We start from the raw sequence: 21747 nt of genomic DNA, 5'->3' as shown, positions 1-21747 counted from the left end.
GTTATAATGGGGAAAGCGTAGCTTTTCCCTTTTTAAATAAATAAATGGAGGAAATGAAAAATGGCTATTAGTGCAAAATTAGTTAAAGAATTACGTGAAAAAACTGGTGCCGGAATGATGGACTGTAAAAAAGCTCTAGAAGCTTGTGATGGTGATATTGAAGCATCATTTGACTGGTTAAGAGAAAAAGGAATTGCAAAAGCTGCAAAAAAAGCAGATCGTATTGCTGCTGAAGGGTTAACATCATTTGTATTAGATGGTAATACTGCTGCTATGGTTGAAGTTAACTCAGAAACTGACTTCGTTGCTAAAAACGCAGAATTCCAAGAATTAGTAAAAACAGTTTGTAGTACAGTTGCTACAAATAAACCTGCTGATTTAGATGCTGCATTAAAATTAGATGTAGATGGAAAAGACTTAGCTACAGTTATTGCTGAAGCAAGTGGTAAAATTGGTGAAAAATTATCTTTCAGAAGATTTGTTGTGATGACTAAAGAAGATAATGAAGTATTTGGTGCTTACTCTCACATGGGTGGTAAAATGACTGCGATCGTTAAATTAGCAGATGCTGATGAAGAAAAAGCAAGAGATATTGCTATGCACGTTGCTGCATGTAATCCAGAATATATTGACCAAAATGCTATCCCTCAAGAAGTTAAAGATAGAGAAGATGCTGTACAAACTGAAATTATGGCACAAGACGAAAGTCTTAAAAGCAAACCTGAAAAAGTTCTTGAAGGAATTAAAAGAGGAAAACTTAATAAAGTATTCTCTGCTATGTGCTTAATGGATCAAGAATTTATTAAAACTCCAAAAGAAACAGTTGCAAAATACTTAGGAAAAGGTAAAGTTTTAGAAATGGCTCGTTTCCAAGTTGGTGAAGGAATGGAAAAGAAAGTTGAAAACTTTGCTGAAGAAGTAGCTGCACAAATGGGTAAATAATATTTAAGGACACTTTAAGTGTGTCCTTTTATTGTAAATAAGGAGCATGATTATGAAATATAAACGCGTATTATTAAAACTAAGTGGTGAAGCATTAGCTGGTGATGACAAAACTGGAATTAATGCTAAGACAGTTGCTAATATTGCAAGACAAATTAAAGATGCTAAAGATTTAGGTATCGAAATTGCTATTGTGTGTGGTGGCGGAAATATCTGGCGTGGTAAAGTTGGTGCGGATATGGGTATGGATCGTTCTACTGCAGATTACATGGGAATGCTTGCTACAGTTATGAATGGTTTAGCTGTTCAAAATGCTTTAGAAGCGCTTGATGTACCAACACGATTATTATCAGCAATCGAAATGAGACAAGTTGCTGAACCATATATTAGAAGACGTGCTGTTCGTCATTTAGAAAAAGGAAGAGTTGTTATTTTTGGTGCAGGTACGGGTAGTCCATTCTTTACTACTGATACAACAGCTGCACTTCGTGCTGCTGAAATTCAAGCAGATGTTATTTTGATGGCTAAAAATGGAGTAGATGGTGTTTATTCTGCTGACCCTAAAGTTGATGCTCAAGCAGTTAAATTTGATGAAATTACTTATAGTGATGTTTTAGCTAAAGATTTAAAAATCATGGATCAAACTGCTATAACTTTATGTAAAGATAATAATATTGACTTATGTGTATTCAATATGCAAGAAGAAGGAAATATTGCTAAAGCTTGTAATGGAAATAAAATAGGAACAACAATCTCTGGAGGAAACTCAAATGATTAATATGATTTTAGATGATACTCAAGAAAGAATGACAAAAGCTATTGATGCATTTAGACGTGAATTGCAAACTGTAAGAACTGGAAGAGCTAATCCTGCTATGCTTGATCGTGTAATGGTTAACTATTATGATACACCAACACCAATTAATCAAATTGCAGGTATCTCAGTTGTTGAAGGGCGTCAATTAGTAATTAAACCTTATGATCGTACTGTTTTAAAAGATTTAGAACATGCTATTTATGAAAGTGATTTAGGTTTAACTCCACAAAATGATGGTGAACTTATTCGTATTATGGTACCAGCACTTACAGAAGAACGTCGTAAAGAATTTGCAAAAAATGTTTGGAAGTTTGCTGAAAATGCCAAAGTTGCAATTCGTAATATTCGTCGTGATGCCAACGATGAAATCAAAAAGTGTGATGGAAGCGAAGATGAAATTAAATCTGGTCAAGATCGAGTACAAAAATTAACTGATAAATTTGTAAAAGAAATTGATGAGATTGCTAAAGAAAAAGAAAAAGATATCATGACAGTATAACAAAAGGATGGTTTCATCCTTTTGTTTTGTTTTTATTTTATATATGTTATAATATATCTCGTTATAAGGAGATATATTATGTTTAAAAGAAAGAAAAATAAAGACAATTATCAACTTGATATGAATAATATACCGGCTCATATAGCTTTTATTATGGATGGTAATGGTAGATGGGCAAAAAAGAGAAAAATGCCGAGGACATATGGGCATAATGAAGGAACAAAAACGATTAGAAATATTGCTTTAGAAGCCAATAAGTTAGGTGTAAAAGCAATGACAGTTTATGCTTTTTCTACAGAAAATTTTTCTCGTCCAGATGATGAAGTTCAATTTATTTTTAGATTACCTAAGACTTTTTTTGATCTTTATTTGAAGGAATTAATGGATAACAATGTGCGTATTTGTTATATAGGGCATTTAAACCGTGCACCACAAGCAACACAAGAAATTATTCAAGCAGCTATTGACCAAACAAAAAATAATACTGGTTTACAGTTGTGCTTTGCATTTATTTATGGCGGACGTGATGAAATTGTTGAAGCAACGAAAAAGATAGCTACATCTTTAAAAGAAGGAAAGATTACTGAAAATGATATTACAGAAGACTATTTTGAACAGCATCTTATGACTGCTTCTTTGCCACCAGTTGATTTGATGGTGAGAACAAGTGGTGAACAGCGTTTGTCTAATTTTTTATTGTGGCAACTTGCGTATGCTGAATTTATTTTTACACCTGTATATTGGCCGGATTTTAACGCTGAAGAATTGCATAAAGCTATTTGGATGTATCAAAATAGAGACCGACGTTTTGGAGGATTGAAATAATGAAACAAAGAATTATTACTGCGCTATGTTTAATTGCAGTTGTTGTTCCAGCAATTGTAATAGGGGGAACATTTTTTAAAGCTGTTATTGCAATTGTGACTGTTTTATCTGTTTATGAGATGTTGCACATTTGTACCCGTCCTAAAATCAAGATTTATATGTATATCGTTGTTTTGCTCTTTTTTGCTTTAGGCTTTTTTCAAAAAGATTCAGTTTTATTTATTCCAAGTGTATGCATTTTGGGATTTTTGGCTGTTTTATTAAGTACAATGATTTTTGATGAAACGCTTAATATTGAAAGAGTAGGATATATTTTTACAATGGGAACACTATTGTGCTGTGGTCTTCATGCTTTGTTAGTTATTCGTAATGATTATGGATTTGAATATTTATTATTACTTGCCTTTGCAACTTATGGAAGTGATACAGGTGCATATTTTGCTGGGATGACACTAGGGAAACATAAGCTTATTCCTAGATTATCACCTAAAAAAACTGTTGAAGGATCAATTGGTGGTATTTTGCTAGGAAGCTTGATTTCAATTGTCTTTGGTGTTTATTTTGGTGTTATTAAGGGAAATATGATGCTTATAGTTGCATGTATTGTTCTTACTATGACAAGTCAAATTGGTGACCTTGTTTTTAGTGCGGTTAAAAGAAACTTTGGGGTCAAAGATTATTCAAATTTATTGCCAGGGCATGGTGGTATTTTAGATAGAATTGATAGTGCTGTTTTTAATAGTATTGTGTTTAGTATTTTTTTGATGATTGCGGGGTTATAAAATGAAAAAGATAACTGTATTAGGGGTGACAGGATCCATCGGGGTTCAAACTGTCGATGTAGTCTATCATAATCCAAATGATTATATGATTGTTGGTATGTCAGCAGGACATAATATTTCTAAGTTAGAAGAAATTATTGAAAAAATACCGGTACAAGTTGTTTGTGTTATTGAAAAAAATGACGCAGAAATACTTGCAAAGAAATATCCGTATATTCGTTTTGTTTATGGACAAGCCGGTTTAATTGAAATTGCTACATTGTCGGATGTTGAAATTGTTTTAAATGCTATTGTAGGATTTGCTGGACTTATTCCAACTATTGAAGCAATTCGTCATCACAAGGATATTGCCTTAGCTAATAAGGAAACTTTGGTTGTTGCAGGGCATATTATTACGAAATTGGTTAAAGAATATCAAGTTCGTCTATTACCGGTTGATAGTGAACATTCTGCTATTTTCCAATCATTACAAGGAAATCAAAATAATAAAATTAAAAGAATTTTACTTACAGCAAGTGGCGGAAGTTTTCGTGATAAAACTAGAGAAGAACTTGTAGGTGTTTCCGTTAAAGAAGCTTTAAATCATCCTAATTGGTCAATGGGTGCTAAAATTACGATTGATAGTGCTACATTATTTAATAAAGGATTAGAAGTTATGGAAGCAAAATGGTTGTTTGATGTTGATTATGATAAAATCGAAGTATTAATTCATCCGGAAAGTATTTTACATTCAGCTGTTGAGTTTGAAGATACTTCAATTATTGGTCAAATGGGAATGCCAGACATGCGTTTGCCTATTCAATATGCTTTAACTTATCCTTTGAGGAAACCTCTTATTAAAGGAGAAAGTTTAGATTTAACAAAGATGGGTCAACTTACTTTTAAAAAGCCTGATTTCAAACGTTTTAGAGCATTAAAATTAGCTTATGATGCAGGTATAAAGGGTGGTAGTATGCCATGTGTATTAAATGGAGCAAATGAAGAAGCTAATCTTGCTTTTAGAAATGGTCAAATTGAATTTTTAGATATTGAAAGATTAGTTGAAGAAGCCATGAATGCCCATGATTGGATTGAAAATCCATCTGTTCAACAGTTATTAGATATTGATAGATGGGCTCGTGATTATGTAATAAAGAAGATAGGAGAGAGTCATGCAGACAATAATTAATCTACTTGTATTTTTTCTCATTTTAGGTGGTATTATTTTTATTCATGAACTAGGACATTTTTTAACAGCTAAGTTATTTGGCGTGTATTGTGCTGAGTTTTCATTAGGAATGGGACCTAAAATTTATTCAAGAAAAAAAGGTGAGACAGACTATCAAATTCGCGCTTTACCGATTGGTGGCTATGTTGCTATGGCTGGTGAAGCTGATCAAGAAGATAATGAATTGATGAAAGATGTCCCTTATGAGCGAACTTTAAAAGGAATTAAAACATGGAAAAAATGTATTATCATGTTAGCTGGTGTTTTCATGAATTTTGTTTTAGCTCTTGTTTTATTAATCGGTGTTTATTCGTTTATTGATGTTCAAACTAACCAGCCCATTATTGGTACAGTTGTTGAAAATAGTGGGGCTAATGAAGCTCACTTAAAAGTAGGAGATACAATTAAAAAAATCATTATCAACGATCATGAATCACTCATTGCTTCGTTTAGTGATATTCAAGAAGTTTTAGATAATGATAATCTTAATTTAAAGGCAAAGACTTTAGATATGACAGTTGTTATTGAAAGAAATCATCAAACTTTGAATAAAAAAGTAACGGCTCGTTTTGATCAAACAAATCAATGCTATAAAATAGGGATTACTGCTAAAACAAGACAATTATCATTTTTTGAAGCAATTAAGTACGGTTTTAATCAATTTGTTACGTATGCTTTTATCATCTTTACAACGTTGGGTAAATTAATTACAGATTCTGTTCATACTGTTGGTCAATTATCAGGACCGGCTGGAATTTACAGTGTCACTGCTCAAGTGACTGAATCTGGTTCTATAAGTTCATTGCTTTCTTTGACTGCTTTATTATCTACGAATATTGGAATGTTTAATTTATTGCCAATACCAGGATTAGATGGAAGCCAAGTTTTAATTGCACTTATTGAAAAAGCAATTCATCGAGAAATTCCAATTAAAGTTAAATATGTTTTACAGTTAGCTGGATTGGCTTTGGTTTTTGGGTTGATGATTTTTGTGACGATAAATGATATTGGAAAAATGTTGCACTAAGGGATTAAATGATCCCTTTTTTATGTTATAATCATTTTTAGACTTGAGGTGAAGACATGAATAAGTTAATTATATTATTAGAAAATTTAAATATAACTGAGCAAGTAACGGAATTGTTACATGCTTCTTTAGATAAGGTTATTGTTCATAAAAATAGTCATTACTCTTTTTATATTGAAAGTAAGTCTTTTATTCCTTTTGATGAATTTCAGCTTCTTTATCAAGGACTAAAACATTTTCCTTATCCTGCAGAGTTTTATTTGCATTATCAAGATGTAGATGTAACACAGTGTGATTGGTCGTTGTATTTAGGGTATATGATTGAAAATTTAAAACTAAATTATCCTATTTGCTCAACTCTTAGCATAGAAAATTTTAAAATTGATGATATTGTCACTGTAGCAGTATTAAATGAAATCCAACTTGAGCAATATCAAAAGATGTATGCTGTTTTTAGCAATGAATTAGCAAAAATTGGGATTGATAAAAAAATTAAATTCTATATCAATCAAGATAATACTGAATTTAATGATTTAAAAGAGGAAATGGAAGTTTATGAGCCTGTAAAAGTTGATTTACAGACGTTAAAAAAAGAAGAACCCAAACCAACACCACAATTTGATTATAAGCGTCGTTATAAACGTGGTGAAGCGAGAGAAATGAAAATTGAAGAAATTGATAATAATACGATGGAAAAAAATTGTGTTATACGGGGATATGTTTTTAAAGTGGATATGATTAAAACAAGAGCTGGAAAACATATTCAGACGTTGTGGGTAACAGATTATACAAACTCTATTATGGTAAAACGTTTTGAAAACAATTCTTCTAATACAATTGAAGATCTTAAGTCAATTGGTAAAGGTAAAGTATGGGTTAAAGTAAGAGGTGAAACAAGACTGGATAGTTTTGCTCGTGAGATGGTCATAATGGCAAATGAAGTTGAAATTATAAAATCACCGCAACATCGTAAGGACTCTGCTGAAAAGAAGAGAGTAGAATTGCATACACATTCTAAAATGTCAGCGATGGATGGAATTGGTACGATTACTGACTATATTAATGCCGTTGCCTCTTGGGGACATAAGGCAATTGCGGTTACTGATCATGGTAATGTTCAATCTTTTCCAGAAGCTCAAATTGCAAGTTCAAAGGCTGGGATTAAAATGATCTATGGGGTTGAATTAAATATGATTGAACCTTATTTTGATATTGTTTTTAACGAGCGTGATATGTCGATAGAAGATGCAACCTATGTATCTTTCGATTTGGAAACAACAGGTTTTTCTGTTGTTCATGATGGAATTACAGAATTTGGTGCAGTTAAAATTAAAAATGGAGAAGTTATTGATCGTTTACAGAGTTTTATCAATCCAGGTAAAGAAATCTCTACTCGTATTAGCAACTTAACTAATATTACTAATGAGATGGTCTCAAATGCACCGACAATTAAAGAATTTTTACCTCAAATTTTAGATTTTTTTAGTGATTGTATTTTAGTTGCTCATAATGCAAAATTTGACATTGGTTTTTTAAATGAAAATTTAAAACGTAATCAAATGCCTACTATCAATAATCCTATTATTGATTCTTTAGCTCTGGCTAGAGCAATTATGAAACCAATGAAATCGTATCGATTAGGTGCTGTATGTCGTGTTTATCGTGTTGCTTATGATGATGAGGTAGCACATAGAGCTGATTATGACGCAGAAGTATTAGGAAGTGTTTTAACAATGATGCTTCATCAAATTATGCAAGATAATAAATATAATTTACTAGATTTAAATAAATTACAAAAAGATGATGCATATAAAATTGTTTTCCCATATCATATGACAGCTATTGCTTTAAATAAAGTTGGTTTAAAAAATATGTTTAAGATTGTATCTGAGGCTAATACAACTTATTTCCATGACGGTTCTAGAATTCCTAAAGAACGTTTGGAATTTTATCGAGAAGGCTTGCTTTATGGAACAAGTTGTTATCGCTCAGACGTCTTTGAAGCTGCAATGAATCAATCGCAAGAACGTTTAGAATCATTATTACAGTTCTATGACTATGTTGAAATCCAACCATTAGATGACTATTATCATTTGATAGACAGAGGACAAATTGAAAATCAAGATGATTTGATAGATTCTATTCTTCGTCTTATTGAAACGGCAAAAAAACTGAATAAAATCGTTGTAGCTACGGGTGATGTTCACTTTTTAGAAAAGAAGGATAAGATTTATCGAGATGTTTTCATTTCGCAGCCAAAAATTGGAATAGGGCATCGCGCGCATCCATTGTGTAATCGTAGAAATCCACGCGCTTTTACACCTTATCAATATTTACGCACTACAGATGAAATGCTAACATGTTATCCATATTTATCTCCACAAGATGCATATCAATATGTGGTTGAAAATACAAATAAGATAGCAGATATGGTTGAAGAAATTAGACCTGTACATGATCATTTGTTTACTCCTAAGATTGATAATGCTGATGAGAATTTGACGAAAATATGTTATGAAACAGCGCATAAACTATATGGTGAAAAATTACCTACTATTGTTGAAAAAAGATTAGAAAAAGAATTAAGTAACATTATTAAACATGGATTTGGGGTTATTTATTACATATCCCATTTACTAGTAAAGAAATCTAATGACGATGGTTATCTGGTAGGATCAAGGGGTTCAGTAGGTTCTTCATTTGTTGCTACTATGGCGGGCATTACTGAGGTTAATCCTTTACCACCACATTATGTTTGTTTACATTGTGGTTATAGTGAGTTTTTAGATGAAGGGGTTATTGCTGATGGCTATGACTTAGAAGATAAAGAATGTCCACATTGTCATCAAATGATGAAAGGAGAAGGTCATAATATTCCTTTTGAAACTTTCTTGGGGTTTAATGCAGATAAGGTACCCGATATAGATTTAAATTTCTCTGGTGCATATCAGGCAAAGGCACATGCTTTTACTAAAACTATTTTTGGTGAAGACCACGTTTTTAGAGCCGGAACGATTTCCACCGTTGCTGAAAAAACAGCCTATGGATATGCAAAAGGATATGCTGAAACATTAGGTATTGATAATCAAATTAGAAGTGCAGAACTCGAAAGAATTGCTGAAGGATGTGGCGGTGTAAAAAGAACGACTGGACAACATCCAGGTGGAATTATTGTTATACCTCGTGATTATGATGTTTTCGATTTTACACCTTATCAGTATCCTGCTGATGATCTATCAGCAGAGTGGCGAACAACCCATTTTGACTTCCATGCGATACATGATAATGTATTAAAGTTTGATATTTTAGGGCATGTTGATCCTACAGTTATTCGTATGTTACAAGATTTAACAGGTGTTGATCCTAAAACGATACCAACTAATGATAAGAAGGTCATGAGTTTATTTACAAGCAGTGAGGCGCTAGGTTGTGATTTAAGTTTTATTAACTGTAAAAATGGTGCTTTAGGTCTTCCTGAATTTGGTACAACTTTCGTAAGAGGAATGTTAGATCAAACAAAACCACAAACGTTTAATGACTTGGTCATTATTTCAGGGTTATCACATGGTACAGATGTATATTTAGGTAATGCTGAAACATTAATTAAAAATGGAACTTGTACTTTAAAAGAAGTTATTGGATGTCGTGATGATATTATGGTTTACTTAATTGAAAAAGGTCTACCTAATAAAGATGCATTTGATATTATGGAATGTGTTCGTAAAGGAAAATCACCAGCCGTTTTCCCTGAAAAGAAATATGAAGAATTAATGAAACAATACAACGTACCACAGTGGTATATTGATTCATGTAAAAAGATCAAGTACATGTTCCCTAAGGCACACGCTGTTGCTTATGTATTATCAGCTATTCGTGTAGCTTGGTGGAAACTTTATTATCCACTTGAGTATTATGCTGTATATTTTACAACTCGTTGTGATTTTTACGAAATAGAAACTTTAGTTGCTGGTAAAGAAGCTATCATGGCGAGAAGAAAAGAGATAGAAGAACTTAAGGCTAATCATCAAGCTTCAAATAAAGAAGAAGGGTTATGGGATGTTTTTGAAATTGCTCTAGAAATGATAGAAAGAGGATACCATTTTAATCCAATTAATTTAGAATTATCGGATGCAACAAACTTTATTTTAGACCCTTATGATGATAAGGGTTTGATTCCACCATTTTCTTCAGTTGATTCATTAGGTGAGTCTGTAGCAAAAACAGTCATTGAAGCAAGAAAAGTTAATCATTTTATCTCTAAAGAGGATGTTATTAAAAGAACGAAACTTAATAACTCTCATATAAAATTACTCACTAAAATGGGTGTTTTTGAGGGAATGCAAGAAGAAAATCAATTATCTTTATTTTAGATAAACTTGCTAAAATTAAATAGATATGATAAACTAATTTTAGTTTCAGAGAAACGAGTGGGGAGACCCACTCTTTATTATTGAATAGAGGTGAAAAAGTGGAACTACTAGAGAAAATTAAAGAAATGATTTTACCGTTAGTTGAACAACATGATTGTTATTTAGATGATATGGAATATGTTAAAGAACAAAATGAAATGTATTTACGTATTTATATTGAAAAAAATGAAGGGTATCTAGATATGGATACTTGTGTGGCTGTTAGTGAAGCAATTAGTGAGAAGTTAGATGAAACGGATCCAATTAAGGATGAGTATTATTTAGAAGTTTCATCACCTGGAATTGAAAAACCTTTAAAAACTTTTGAACAAGTTGAAAAATCAGTAGGAAGTTATGTTTACGCTAAATTTAAAAACCCCATTGCTGGATTAGATGAAGTTGAAGGATATTTGAAAACAATTGATGGAACAAATTTAGAATTTGAATATTTGGTTAAAAATATTAAAAAACGAGTAAACGTAGATTATAGTAATATTCAATTTATTAGATTAGCTGTGAAATTTTAGGAGGATTATAAAGTGGCTAGTAAAAAATTCATGGATGCATTAAATTTATTGATTGAAGAAAAAGGAATTGAAAAAGATGTCTTTTTAGAAATGCTTAAAGAATCAATTGCTAAAGCATATAAGAAAAATTATATGAATTCTGAAGCAAATGTAAGAGTTGAAATTAATGAAAAGACAGGTAAATTCAGACTTTTTGAAATTAGAACTGTTGTAGATGATTTACAAGATGAAGATTTAGAAGTTTCTTTAGATGAAGCTCATGAAATTAATAGTAATTATAAAGTAGGAGATATCATCGAAACTGAAGCAGATGTTGATCATATTGGACGTTTAGCAGCAATTCAAACAAAACAATTGTTTAGACAAAAAATACGAGAAACTGAAAAAGAAACATTATATAATGAATTTGCTGATAAAAAGGATGATATTATCACTGGTGTAGTAGAACGCGTTGAACCTAAATTTGCTATTATTAATATTGGAAAAACTGGAGCATTTTTAGGATCAAACCAACAAATTCCAGGAGAAAGATTAACTGAAGGACAACATGTAAAAGTATATGTAAGTGATGTTGATCGTGGTACAAAAGGAACACATATCGTTGTAAGTCGTACGGATCCTCATTTTGTAAAACGTCTATTTGAATTAGAAGTTCCAGAAGTTTATGAAGGAACAGTTGAGATTAAATCTGTTTCTCGTGAACCTGGAGAAAGAAGCAAAGTGGCTGTCTATACACAAGATGAAAACATTGATCCAATCGGTTCATGTGTAGGTCCTAAGGGATCACGTGTAAAAAATGTTGTTGATGAATTAAATGGTGAAATGATTGATATTATTGAATGGTCTAGTGATCCAGTTGTCTTTATTTCTCATGCGTTAAGTCCTTCTACTGTTATGTCAGTTACAATTAACGAAGAAGAACATAGTGCATTAGTGATTGTACCTGATGATCAATTATCATTAGCTATTGGTAAACGTGGACAAAATGCACGTTTAGCAGTTCGTTTAACTGGATGGAAAATTGATATCAAATCATTTAGTGAAGCTAACGAATTAGGTTTAGTTGTAGAAAAACAAGAAGAAGCTCCAGTTGATGATGATTTCCAAGAAGAATTTGCCCAAGAAATGATGGAAACATCTCAAGAAGCTAACGGTGCAAATGAAGCTGTTGAGGAAACTGAAGAAGCAGAATCATTACAAGAAAATGTACATCAAGATGATTACGATGACGAAGATGACTATGATTATGAAGATGATGATTATAGTAAATATGATGAAGACATTGATTATGATGAATACGACAAATATTATGATGAGGATTAAGGAGTAAAAATATGCGCAAAATTCCTTTGAGAAAATGTCTTGCAACGCAAGAACAATTACCAAAAAAAGATCTAATTCGTATTGTTCGTAATAAAGAAGGAGAAGTATTTGTTGATCCTACAGGTAAAATGAATGGTCGTGGTGCATATTTAAAACGTAGTCAAGAAGCACTTGATCTTGCTAAAAAGAAAAAGCTATTGGAAAGATCTTTACAAGTGGAAATTCCAAATGAAATATTTGAAGAATTGAAAGGATATTGTAAAGATGAATAATTATTTGAATTTACTAGGATTAGCAACACGTGCTCGTTCAACTGTAAGTGGAGAAACTCTTATTAAAGGTATCCAATCAAAAAATGTATGTTTTGTAGTTATTGCTTTAGATGCTAGTGAAAATGCAAAAAAGAAGATTACAGATAAATGTCAATATTATGGTGTTGATTATGTATTAATTGGTGATACAGTAAGTATATCAAGGGCTATTGGAAAATATAATCGAGTAGCAGTTGGAATTACGAATGCAGGCTTTGCAAAGAAAATTAAAGATGAGATAGGAGGGTGATTTTATGGCAAAACAAAACAAAAAGAAAAAAGGTGCACCTAAGAAGAAACAATTACAATCTAATTTTTCTCATAAGAAAGAAGAAAAAGTTGTAAAAGATGGTGTGGTTTCTTACGAAGAAGGGATCACTGTTGGTGAATTGGCTGAAAAAATTGGTCAAACTCCTGCTAATGTCATTAAAGTACTATTTTTATTAGGAATTATGGTTACAATTAATTCTACTTTAACAGATGAACAAGTAGAATTAATATGTCTAGAATATAATTTAGAGTGTGAAAAACATGTTCCTGTAGATGAAGTTAATTTTGAAAATGTTGAAATTGTTGACAAAGAGGAAGATTTACAACCTCGATGTCCAGTTGTTACAATTATGGGACATGTTGACCATGGTAAAACAACACTACTTGATACAATTCGTAAATCAGCAGTTGTTGAAGGTGAATTTGGAGGTATTACACAACATATTGGTGCATACCAAGTTGATGTAAATGGAAGTAAAGTTACATTTTTAGATACACCTGGGCATGAAGCCTTTACAGCAATGCGTGCTCGTGGAGCTCAGGTTACTGATATTGTTATTATTGTTGTTGCTGCTGATGATGGTGTTATGCCTCAAACTAAAGAAGCAATTGACCATGCTAAAGCTGCAGGTGTTCCTATTGTTGTAGCTATCAATAAGATTGATAAAGAAGGTGCTGATCCTGAAAGAATTAAAAGTGAAATGTCTGAAGAAGGATTATTACCAGAAGAATGGGGTGGAGATACAGTATATTGCGAAATCTCTGCTAAAAAAGGAATTGGTATCGACTCATTATTAGAAACACTTACTATTGTTGCTGAATTATCTGATTTAAAAGCAAATCCTAATCGTTATGCATATGGTACAGTTGTTGAGGGTAAATTAGATAAGGGACGTGGTCCTGTGGCAACTTTATTAGTTGAAAATGGGACACTAAGAGCAAGTGATCCAATTGTTGTAGGTACTGCATTTGGTCGTGTTAGACAAATGGTTGATGATCGAGGACGTGTTATCAAAGAAGCATTACCTGGAACTCCTGTTGAAATTACTGGTTTAAATGAAGTACCAGTTGCAGGTGATAAGTTTATGGTTTTTGAATCAGAAAAACAAGCGCGTAGTGTTGGTGAAACACGTATGAAGGCTAAAATTGAAAAAGATCGTAACTCTGGCGCAGCTATGTCTTTAGATGATTTATATTCACAAATTAAAGAAGGTCAAATTCAAGATTTAAATATTATAGTTAAAGCTGATGTTCAAGGTACTGCCGAAGCAGTAAAAGCATCTTTAGAAAAAATTGAAGTTGAAGGTGTCAGAGTTAATGTTATCCGTTCAACAGTAGGTGCCATTTCTGAATCAGATGTTATTTTAGCAAGTGCATCTCAAGCTATTATTTATGGATTCAATGTACGACCTGATGCTAAAGTTAGAAATAAAGCAGACGAAGAAGGCGTAGAAATTCGTTTACACAATGTTATTTATAAAATGGTAGAAGAAATTGAAACTGCTATGAAGGGTATGCTAGCTCCTGAATTAAAAGAAGTTGTTACAGGACAAGCAGAAATTAGACAAGTTATCAAAGCAAGTAAAGTTGGTAATATTGCAGGATGTTATGTTACTGATGGTTCAATTAAAAGAAATAGTGGTATCCGTTTAATTAGAGATGGTATTGTCGTTTATGAAGGTAAATTAGGATCATTACGTCGTTTTAAAGATGATGTAAAAGAAGTTAATGCTGGATTTGAATGCGGATTAAGTATTGAAAACTTTAACGATATTAAAGAAGGAGATATTGTTGAAGGATACATTATGGAAGAAGTTGCTCGTGATTAAAAGAGGTGTATGATATGTCTTTGAAAACAGAAAGAATTAATGCCAATATTTTACGAGAATTATCTTTAATTCTTCAAAATGAAGTACGTAATAAGGAATTAAATTTATGTACAATTACAGCTGTTGAAACAACAACTGATTTATCAATTTCTAAAGTATATGTTACTTTTTTAGGAAAGGATTATAATCAAAGAAAAGGGATGGAAGCTCTTGATAAATCAAAAGGCTTCATTCGATCACAATTAGCAAAAAAATTGAAAATAAGAAAATGTCCTGAACTTCATTTTGTTTTAGATACTTCTTTAGAATATGGAAATAAAATTGAAAGTATTTTAAATGATTTAAATAATAAATAATCCAGATTTTTGAAGTGAACCGAAAAAGTTGGACAACTTAGGAGGTTCACTTTTTATTATGGCTAAACTTACAAACGAACAAAAAATTGAAATTTACAATAAAAGAAAAATGGGATACACATTAAACATGCTTTCGACTGAATATAATATCAATGTGCACGGTATTGAATATCTTGTACGATTGATAGATAAAAATGGATTCGATGTTCTTAGAAAAGATAGAAACAGATATTATTCTCCCAAATTTAAAGAAAAAGCATTGAGAAGAGTGCTTATCGATGGAGAATCAATTACAGCGGTAGCTATTGATATTGGCTTATCAAGTAGAGGAATATTGGCCAATTGGGTTAAATCTTATGTTGAAAACGGGTATAATATTGTTGAAAAGAAAAGAGGACAACATGACAAACAAAAAGAAAGAAATGACACAGTCAGAAATGCAGAAAAGGATCGAAGAACTGTAACTTCAGAACCTTCGCTTACGTGTCGAGAACGAATACTTAAAAAAATTGGATGCCTTAGTTATGGAACGAAAGAAGAAAGAACTAAAGAAATAGTAAAGGCTATAACAGAACTAAGGCAGGAATTAAATCTGAGCTTAGCATTTATTCTGGATACTATTAATTCTAATGAGGATCTTCCACATATTGCCAAATCCGTTTATTATTACACTCTTAGTAAAATTGACAAAGATGATAAGAATGATGAAATAATGGTGGAAATAATCAATATCTTTTACACCCACAAAGAACGTTATGGGTATCGAAGAATTCATCTAGAATTGTTGAATAAGGGATATAAAGTGTCTCATGTCGCGTATGGGCCTATATACACTTAATCCTGCACCTAAACAAAGATACAACTCTTATAAAGGGGATATGAATGGTGTTTGTAAGAATCTTCTTCTAGAAAGAAAGAAAAATAAACACACAGGAAAAATTAATGAAAAAAGAAATTTTGAAACTACTTCTGTAAAACAGAAATGGACTACCGATGTATCCGAATTCAAGATAGCAGCAGGAAAATTATATTTATCTCCAATTATGGATATATACAATCGCGAGATAGTTGGATTTGATATCTCAGACACACCTAATCTATTCCAAATATATAGAATGTTGGATATGGCTTTTGAAAAATTTGACAGTCTCGAAGGCTTGATTTTTCATTCTGATCAGGGATGGAAATACCAACATTTTTCATATCATAAAAGATTAGAAGAAAAAGGAATTTTCCAATCTATGTCTCGTAAAGGAAACAGTTTAGATAATTCCCCAATGGAAAATTTCTTTGGAAAAATGAAATGTTTTATGGATTTGAAAATACATTTGAATCATTAGAAAATTTAAAACAAGCGATGATAGATTATATTCATTATCATAATAATTATAGAATTACAGTAAAAGGAAAAGGCTTAACTCCTTTACAAATTAGGAATCAAGCCTTATCATTAAGTTAATTATTTTTTTGTCCAACAAAGTCGGTTCAGTATATTTTTCTGGATTTTTTATTTAGCGAGTTGATTTATGCTATAATAGTCTATATAGATGGAGGTATAATAATGATTGAATTAAAAAATGAATTTTTAACTGTTGGATTACATCCTAAAGGAGCTGAAATCCATCGTATTGAAGGAAATCAAGATCATATTAATTACATGTGGAAAAGAGATCCTCGTCAATGGGCAAGCAGTGCTCCTATTTTATTTCCAATAGTTGGTGCTGTGAGAAATGATGAATACCGTATTGGTGATAAGAAATACCATTTAACACAACATGGTTTTGCACGTCATAATGAATTTAATACCAATCAAGTAGATGATACAAAAGTTATTTTTACACTAGAACCTAATGAAGAAATAAAAAAACAATATCCTTATGCTTTTTTATTAGAAGTAACTTATACACTTAGTAAGAATAATCTATCATGTCATATTAATGTAAAAAATACTGATCAACAAGATATTTATTTTCAAGTAGGAGGACATCCTGCTTTTGCATGCCCTTTTATGGATGGAGAATCAAGCAATGATTACTATGTTGAAATGAGTGAACCTGAGACATTAAATAGAAAAATTATTGATGTAGCTAAAAGAGGAATGTCACATATTGAAGAACCATTCTATGATCAAGAACAACGTTTCTTTGTGCGTCAACAATTATTTGATCGAGATGCTATTGTTTTTAAAAATTTTAAATCAGAAAGTATTTCTTTAAAATCATTGAATCATGATAAATCAATTGTTTTTCATATGCATGGTTTTGATCATGTAGGTTTATGGACTGCAAAACATGTTGGTGATTTGCTTGCTATTGAACCATGGGTGGGACATGCAGATTACGTTGATTTTGACGGAGAACTTAAAGATAAAGAAAGTGCAGTTTGCTTAAAGCCAAATGAACAATTCGAATGTGAATTTGTTATTGAAATCAACCAATAATGACAAGATTTTAGTTTTAAATCATATATAATTTTTTCATGAAAGTTAAAATTATTGAAACAACACATGAATTGGATTTACAAGACGATATTAATGAATTCTTAAAAAATAATTATCATATTTATGATATGAAGTATCAAGTAGCAATGTGTTTTTCAAACGAGTTGGAATATTCTTTTAGTTGTCTCATCTTGTATGATGAAAATGTATAAATTAAAGCTAATAAGTCCACTATAAAGATGGAGGTGGAATTATGGCTAAAGATGTTTGCTGTGATGTACATTCATGTGTTTATAATGCAAATAAAAAATGTGAAGCTAACGAAATTAAAGTTTGTACATGTCATTGTCAAGATGCTCATTCTAATAAAGAAACGGAATGTCATACTTTTAAAATGAAATAACATTGTTTCATTCATTTACCACCATCTCTATGATATGTGATATAATAGAGATGGTGATTTTTTATGAAGAAAATATTACTTTGTTTCATGATTTGCATGACTTTAATAGGATGTCAAAGCAAGTCTACGACAAATGAAAAACAAATTTATCAAAAATACTTGGAAAAATTAAAAACTAATCAGCAGTTTGAAACTAAAACGAATGATTTTAGGATAAAAGTTGTTCTTAATCAATTAAAAAATAAACAAGTACGTTATGACTTGATTATTGACGAACCAGCAATTGTGATGAAAAATATTAAAGTTTTAACAATGATTGATGGACAAAAAGATAATGATTTTCCTAGTTTGGGAATTATTGATCAAAACCAATATTCTCTTATACCTCATCAATATGATGAAAAGAAAAATATATACAAAGGGATTCATTTATCAGGATTAACAAAAAATAAAAAAATCACGTTAAAAATATATATTTATTATGAAAATGATCAGAAAGTAGAAAGGTATTTTAAAATAGATGAAAATGCGATTAGATAAACTTTTAGCTCATTATGGAATAGGGACGAGAAAAGAAGTAAAAAGTTATATTCGAAAGGGATTTGTTACGGTTAATAACGAAATAATAAAAAAAGATGATTTTAAGGTTGATTATGAAAATGATATCATTGAATTTGATGAACAGATCATTCACTATCAACCTTATGTTTACATTATGATGAATAAACCTGCAGGTTTTGTATGTGCAACTGAAGATAATGTACATAAAACAGTAATCGATCTTATTGATGATTATGGACAATATGAATTGTTTCCTGTGGGAAGATTAGATTTGGATACAGAAGGATTGCTTATCATTAGTAACGATGGTGATTTTGCACACCGTTTATTAGCTCCAAGCCGTCATCATTCAAAATTATATTATGCGCGTGTTAAGGGGATTATGACTGAAGAAGATGTTCAATCATTTTTGTCTGGTATAACAATTGATCATTATCGATGCTTACCTGCTCATTTGAAGATTTTAAAAGTTCAAGATGGTTATAGTGAAGTAGAAATTGAAATATTTGAAGGTAAATTTCATCAAGTAAAAAAAATGGTTCAAAAAGTCGGTAAAGAAGTAGTCTATTTAAAGCGAATCAAAATAAGAAATTTACAATTGGATCCTCAATTAAAATTAGGAGATTATAGAGAATTAAGTCAAAATGAATTAGTCGACTTAATGCATGATTTATGATAAAATAGGAACAGTTTAAGGAGGGAATAATGTGCGTTTAAGAAATAACCCTAAAGCATATGATATTATGGCGGAAAACAGTGATTTAGTTATATTAGAACCAGAATCATTGAAAGGTCAATTACATAAACAATTTGAAAAAGAACAACCTTTATTTATTGAGATTGGTATGGGTAAAGGTGATTTTATATATGAAAATGCTAAGAGATATCCGGAAAATAATTATATAGGTATTGAAAAATATCCTAGTGTGTTAGCAGCGGCTATTAATAAAATGAAGAAAAAAGATATACCAAGCAATTTACGTTTAATGCACTATGATGCAATTGAGTTAGAAAAAGTGTTTGATAAAAATGAAGTAGATAAGATTTATCTTAATTTTAGTGATCCATGGCCTAAAACACGCCATGCTAAAAGAAGATTGACTTCAAAGGCTTTTTTAGATGTCTATCAAAATATTTTAAAACAGTATGGGAAAATTGAGTTTAAAACAGATAATCGTGGATTGTTTGAATATTCAATTATGTCTGTAAATGATAATAAAATGTTTATTGATGATATTTGTTTAGATTTACATCATAGTGATCAAAATGAAAATAATATTATGACAGAATATGAAAGAAAATTTTCAGTAAATGGACCTATTTATAAGATGGTTATTTGTTTTGAAAAGGAGAAAAATAATGGATAACTTTGAAGAAATACATAATATTGAAGAATATAAAACAGTTATTCAAACACGTTGTATTATTCTATTTACAGCTAATTGGTGTCCAGATTGTATGTTTATTAAACCTTTTATTGGTGATGTAGCAAAAAATAATCCTGAATTTAAATATTACATGATCAATCGTGATTTGATGATTGATTTATGTAAAGAATTGGATATTATGGGCATTCCTTCATTTGTAGCCTATGATCATGGACTTGAAATTGGTCGCTTTGTGAGTAAATTACGCAAAACAAGAGAAGAAATTGAAAAGTTCATTGAGTCAGTAAAATAAATGTTAAAGATTTTTTGCATTGAGTAGAGGAGGATGATTATGTTTAAAAATTTTTTCAAGAAATATGATGAAGATGATGTTTTTGAAACAGTTGATCCAATTGTTGAAAAAAGAAGAAATGAAAAATTTTCTAAACCATTAATTTATGATGATGAATTTGATGAAGTAAAAAAAGAACCTGAAGAAAAAAAACAAGTTCAAACAAAAACTACACCTAAACAAAAGTTTGTTAAACCAGTTGAAAAAACTGAAACAAAAAAGAGTAATGTTTATGAAATGATGGATATTATTTCTCCTATGTTTGGAAAAAGTGATAAGGAAGAAAAAAAAGTAAAAAAACCAACGGTTACTAAACCTAAGAAAAAGTCAAAATATCAATCAGATTCTTTAGTGCAAGTTATTAGCCCTTATTATGGAAATTTTGAAGAAAAAACTGATATTGAATCTGAAGCATTACTAACTCCTACTGAAGATGAACCTGAAGTAGAAATTGTTGAAGAAAATAAAGTATTAGAAAATAAAGAAGAAAAACTTCCAACTGTTGAAGATAATTTAAGAAATATAGCTAAAATTGTAGAAGAAGAAAAAGATCAATTAAAGATTATTGAAGAACGTACAGGTGAATTTAAATTAGATTTTAATGATAAAAAAGATAATCAAGATAATTCATTAATTGATGAAATTGATGATAATATGTCTTTAGATGAATTAATGAATTTATATGAAAAGAAATTTAAAGACTAATGATACGTGGTATTGGAACGGATATTTGTGATTTAAATCGATTATCTTTAAATGAGTCTTTTGTTAAAAGAATATTATGTAAAGAAGAATTAGAAGTGTATCAAACAAAAAAAACTGATCATTTAAAAAGAGAGTATTTGGGAGGACGTTTTGCTGTTAAAGAAGCATTTATTAAAGCTTATGGAAAAATTCCTTTTCAAGATATTTGCTGTTTAAATGATCAAGAGGGAAAACCTTATTTAAATTATGATAAATGTCATGTATCATTGTCACATGAACATGATTATGCCATTGCTTTTGTTATTGTAGAATTCTAACTTTTTGGGATTTTTAAAGTTATATAAGTCAACATATGTCCTTTTGTGCAAGATTCCTATAAATATATCAAACGCTTGTTAATATAAAAATAGAGAAAAGGAGGAATTGAGCATGTTAAACTCAGTATCAGTTGTTGGAAGACTAGTTTCTGACATTGAATTTAAGAAAAATAAGAAAGGACAAAAAGAAGGGCATTTTACACTTCAAGTTAAAAATCCATTTCGTAGTGAATTGGGTCATGAATTTTTTGATACTTTTCCGATCACTGCTTGGAGAGGTGCTGCCGAAATGTTAAATGATTGTGCTCCAAAAGGAGCAATAATGGCAATTAGAGGACGTTTATATAAAGAATATATTCAAGTTGGTGATGAAGAGTATCCAACTATTGTTGTAATGGCTGAGGTTGTAGAGTTATTAGATAAACATTTTATAAGTAGAATGTAAATTAATATTAGAAGTGAGGTAGAAATTTGGTGA

At 30.8% G+C, this 21747-nt stretch carries 24 protein-coding genes and 1 pseudogene; all 25 read left to right on the top strand.

The window, feature by feature from the left end; translation table 11 throughout:
* The first annotated feature begins 60 nt into the window (after positions 1–60).
* A complete protein-coding gene (gene tsf / locus DW911_RS01165) occupies positions 61–942 on the top strand; it encodes a translation elongation factor Ts (RefSeq protein ID WP_118431174.1) in 882 nt (293 codons plus the stop codon).
* Between the two features lie 52 nt (positions 943–994).
* On the top strand, positions 995–1720 hold the full coding sequence (gene pyrH / locus DW911_RS01160) for a UMP kinase (protein WP_118431172.1): 726 nt from the start codon (positions 995–997) through the stop codon (positions 1718–1720).
* Positions 1713–2258, top strand: a complete 546-nt coding sequence (gene frr / locus DW911_RS01155; RefSeq protein ID WP_118607365.1) for a ribosome recycling factor — start codon at positions 1713–1715, stop codon at positions 2256–2258. Before pyrH ends, frr begins: the two co-directional genes overlap by 8 nt.
* Positions 2259–2336: 78 nt before the next feature.
* Complete coding sequence (locus DW911_RS01150) at positions 2337–3083, top strand: isoprenyl transferase (protein WP_118431168.1); 747 nt, start codon at positions 2337–2339, stop codon at positions 3081–3083.
* Positions 3083–3865, top strand: a complete 783-nt coding sequence (locus tag DW911_RS01145) for a phosphatidate cytidylyltransferase (RefSeq protein WP_118431166.1) — start codon at positions 3083–3085, stop codon at positions 3863–3865. Before DW911_RS01150 ends, DW911_RS01145 begins: the two co-directional genes overlap by 1 nt.
* A 1-nt stretch (position 3866) precedes the next feature.
* Complete coding sequence (locus DW911_RS01140; protein ID WP_118431164.1) at positions 3867–5033, top strand: 1-deoxy-D-xylulose-5-phosphate reductoisomerase; 1167 nt, start codon at positions 3867–3869, stop codon at positions 5031–5033.
* Positions 5017–6099, top strand: a complete 1083-nt coding sequence (locus tag DW911_RS01135; protein WP_118607364.1) for a M50 family metallopeptidase — start codon at positions 5017–5019, stop codon at positions 6097–6099. Before DW911_RS01140 ends, DW911_RS01135 begins: the two co-directional genes overlap by 17 nt.
* Positions 6100–6155: 56 nt before the next feature.
* Positions 6156–10469, top strand: coding sequence for a PolC-type DNA polymerase III (locus DW911_RS01130; protein ID WP_118431160.1), 4314 nt, complete (start codon positions 6156–6158; stop codon positions 10467–10469).
* A 98-nt stretch (positions 10470–10567) separates the two neighbouring features.
* A complete protein-coding gene (gene rimP, locus DW911_RS01125) occupies positions 10568–11035 on the top strand; it encodes a ribosome maturation factor RimP (RefSeq protein ID WP_118431158.1) in 468 nt (155 codons plus the stop codon).
* Positions 11036–11047: 12 nt separating this feature from the next.
* Positions 11048–12358 carry a transcription termination factor NusA gene (gene nusA, locus DW911_RS01120; protein WP_118431157.1) on the top strand — a complete coding sequence of 437 codons (1311 nt, stop codon included), beginning with the start codon at positions 11048–11050 and terminating at the stop codon, positions 12356–12358.
* Positions 12359–12369: 11 nt separating this feature from the next.
* Complete coding sequence (rnpM, locus tag DW911_RS01115; protein WP_118431155.1) at positions 12370–12630, top strand: RNase P modulator RnpM; 261 nt, start codon at positions 12370–12372, stop codon at positions 12628–12630.
* A complete protein-coding gene (locus DW911_RS01110) occupies positions 12623–12919 on the top strand; it encodes a L7Ae/L30e/S12e/Gadd45 family ribosomal protein (protein ID WP_118431153.1) in 297 nt (98 codons plus the stop codon). The genes rnpM and DW911_RS01110 overlap by 8 nt, the downstream gene beginning before the upstream one ends.
* A gap of 4 nt (positions 12920–12923) precedes the next feature.
* A complete protein-coding gene (infB, locus tag DW911_RS01105) occupies positions 12924–14768 on the top strand; it encodes a translation initiation factor IF-2 (RefSeq protein WP_118431151.1) in 1845 nt (614 codons plus the stop codon).
* 14 nt (positions 14769–14782) lie between these two features.
* Positions 14783–15124 (top strand): 30S ribosome-binding factor RbfA, encoded by a 342-nt coding sequence (gene rbfA, locus DW911_RS01100; protein WP_118431149.1) that lies wholly within the window; start codon positions 14783–14785, stop codon positions 15122–15124.
* 58 nt (positions 15125–15182) lie between these two features.
* A pseudogene (locus DW911_RS01095) lies at positions 15183–16583 on the top strand (IS3 family transposase).
* Positions 16584–16685: 102 nt separating this feature from the next.
* Positions 16686–17564 carry an aldose 1-epimerase family protein gene (locus tag DW911_RS01090; RefSeq protein WP_118431147.1) on the top strand — a complete coding sequence of 293 codons (879 nt, stop codon included), beginning with the start codon at positions 16686–16688 and terminating at the stop codon, positions 17562–17564.
* Positions 17565–17602: 38 nt separating this feature from the next.
* The gene (locus DW911_RS01085) at positions 17603–17776 is read left to right on the top strand and encodes a sporulation protein Cse60 (RefSeq protein WP_118431145.1); all 174 of its coding nucleotides are present in this window, start codon (positions 17603–17605) and stop codon (positions 17774–17776) included.
* A 41-nt stretch (positions 17777–17817) separates the two neighbouring features.
* On the top strand, positions 17818–17967 hold the full coding sequence (locus DW911_RS01080) for a DUF1540 domain-containing protein (protein ID WP_118431143.1): 150 nt from the start codon (positions 17818–17820) through the stop codon (positions 17965–17967).
* A gap of 63 nt (positions 17968–18030) precedes the next feature.
* Positions 18031–18507: a hypothetical protein gene (locus tag DW911_RS01075; protein ID WP_118431141.1), complete on the top strand. Its 477-nt coding sequence runs from the start codon at positions 18031–18033 to the stop codon at positions 18505–18507.
* Positions 18488–19204 carry a pseudouridine synthase gene (locus DW911_RS01070; protein ID WP_118431139.1) on the top strand — a complete coding sequence of 239 codons (717 nt, stop codon included), beginning with the start codon at positions 18488–18490 and terminating at the stop codon, positions 19202–19204. The genes DW911_RS01075 and DW911_RS01070 overlap by 20 nt, the downstream gene beginning before the upstream one ends.
* 31 nt (positions 19205–19235) lie before the next feature.
* Positions 19236–19895 (top strand): tRNA (guanosine(46)-N7)-methyltransferase TrmB, encoded by a 660-nt coding sequence (gene trmB / locus DW911_RS01065; RefSeq protein WP_118431137.1) that lies wholly within the window; start codon positions 19236–19238, stop codon positions 19893–19895.
* Complete coding sequence (locus DW911_RS01060) at positions 19888–20208, top strand: thioredoxin family protein (protein WP_118431135.1); 321 nt, start codon at positions 19888–19890, stop codon at positions 20206–20208. The genes trmB and DW911_RS01060 overlap by 8 nt, the downstream gene beginning before the upstream one ends.
* 39 nt (positions 20209–20247) lie before the next feature.
* A complete protein-coding gene (locus DW911_RS01055; protein WP_118431133.1) occupies positions 20248–20952 on the top strand; it encodes a hypothetical protein in 705 nt (234 codons plus the stop codon).
* Positions 20952–21269, top strand: coding sequence for a holo-ACP synthase (acpS, locus tag DW911_RS01050; RefSeq protein ID WP_118431131.1), 318 nt, complete (start codon positions 20952–20954; stop codon positions 21267–21269). Before DW911_RS01055 ends, acpS begins: the two co-directional genes overlap by 1 nt.
* A gap of 112 nt (positions 21270–21381) precedes the next feature.
* Complete coding sequence (locus tag DW911_RS01045; protein ID WP_118431129.1) at positions 21382–21714, top strand: single-stranded DNA-binding protein; 333 nt, start codon at positions 21382–21384, stop codon at positions 21712–21714.
* Positions 21715–21747: the final 33 nt, after the last annotated feature.

The organism is Erysipelatoclostridium sp. AM42-17, assembly GCF_003480255.1.
Lineage (GTDB): Bacteria > Bacillota_I > Bacilli_A > Erysipelotrichales > Coprobacillaceae > Faecalibacillus.
Note: the sequence above shows the minus strand (reverse complement) of the source record. Positions and strands in the feature narration are given on the sequence as shown.